At 73.0% G+C, this 1,293-nt stretch carries 2 protein-coding genes; one reads left to right on the forward strand and one right to left on the reverse strand.

The features are described from left to right. On the reverse strand, positions 1-686 hold a 686-nt coding region (locus AOK23_RS26260), incomplete at its 3' end, for a Gfo/Idh/MocA family protein (protein ID WP_169800331.1). A gap of 131 nt (positions 687-817) precedes the next feature. Between AOK23_RS26260 and AOK23_RS26265 the strand changes: the two genes are divergently transcribed. After that, positions 818-1,293: LacI family DNA-binding transcriptional regulator (locus AOK23_RS26265; RefSeq protein ID WP_157878154.1), on the forward strand; the 476-nt coding region annotated here is incomplete at its 3' end.

Raw genomic sequence — 1,293 nt, forward strand, 5'->3', positions numbered from 1 at the left:
CCGGCGGTGGCGCCGGTGGGCCGGGCCCGCTCGGGGACGAAGATCGCGGTGTCGGCGGTGAGGGCGGTGATGTCGCCGAGGAGGAAACGGGCGAGGTCGACGCCGTGCGAGGCGAGGTCGCCGAGGACGCCGCTGCCGCCGCGCTCACGCTCGTACCGCCAGGTCAGGGCACCCTCGGGGTGGGCGGCGTAGTCGCTGAAGAGGCGGACGCGGACATGGGTGACGGTGCCGATCTCACCGGCGGCGATCAGTTCGCGGGCGTACGCGACGGCGGGGGCGTTGCGGTAGTTGAAGCCGACGGTGCCCTGGACGCCGGCCTTCGCGACCGCGTCGGCGACGGCGCGGGCGTCGGCGGCGGTGAGCCCGACGGGCTTCTCGATCCAGATGTGCTTGCCGGCCTCGGCCATGGCGACGCCGATCTCGCGGTGCAGGAAGTTCGGCGCGGTGATGCTCACGGCGTGCACGCGCGGGTCGGCGGCGACCTCGCGCCAGTCGCGGGCGGTGGTCGCGAACCCGAACCGCTCGGCGGCCTCCTCGGCGCGGCCGGGCACGTCCTCGACGACGGTGACCAGCTCGGGGCGTACGGGAAGCTGCGGGAAGTGGTGCGGCACGCGGGCGTACGCCTGGGTGTGCACCCGCCCCATCCAGCCGAACCCCACGACGGCGACACCGAGCGCACTCACCATGACTGCCTCTCTTCGGACTCACCGGACCGGCTTTGGACCGTTCCAGAACGTACGCCGCTCACCTTGGAGCGAGCCTCCGCAGCTGTCAAGCCCTTTGACAACCGCGCCCGCCCTGTGGAACGGTCCACACCATGAGACCTCCGACGATCCGCGATGTCGCCGAGCGCGCCGGCGTGTCGAAGTCCCTGGTCTCGCTGGTGCTGCGCGGCTCCGAGCAGGTGCGCCCCGAGAAGCGGGAGGCCGTGCTGGCGGCCGTGGAGGAGCTGGGCTACCGGCCCAACGCGGCCGCGCGCAGCCTGAGCGAGCGCCGCACCCGTACGGTCGGCGTCCTCCTCCACGACATGCGCAACCCCTGGTTCGTGGAACTGCTGGACGGTCTGAACTCCCGGCTGCACGACAACGGTCTGCGCATGCTGCTGGCCGACGGCCACCTCAACCGGCGTCTCGGGGAGGACCTCACCCGGACCTTCACCGAGCTGCGGGTCGACGGTCTGATCGCGGTCGGCACCCTGCCCCCGTCGGAGGCTCTGCGCGCGGCGGCCGCCCAGGTGCCCACCGTGGTCGCCGGGGCCCGTGAGCCGACGCTCCCCCATGTCGATGTCGTCGC

The organism is Streptomyces torulosus, assembly GCF_001419765.1.
Taxonomy (GTDB): domain Bacteria; phylum Actinomycetota; class Actinomycetes; order Streptomycetales; family Streptomycetaceae; genus Streptomyces; species Streptomyces torulosus.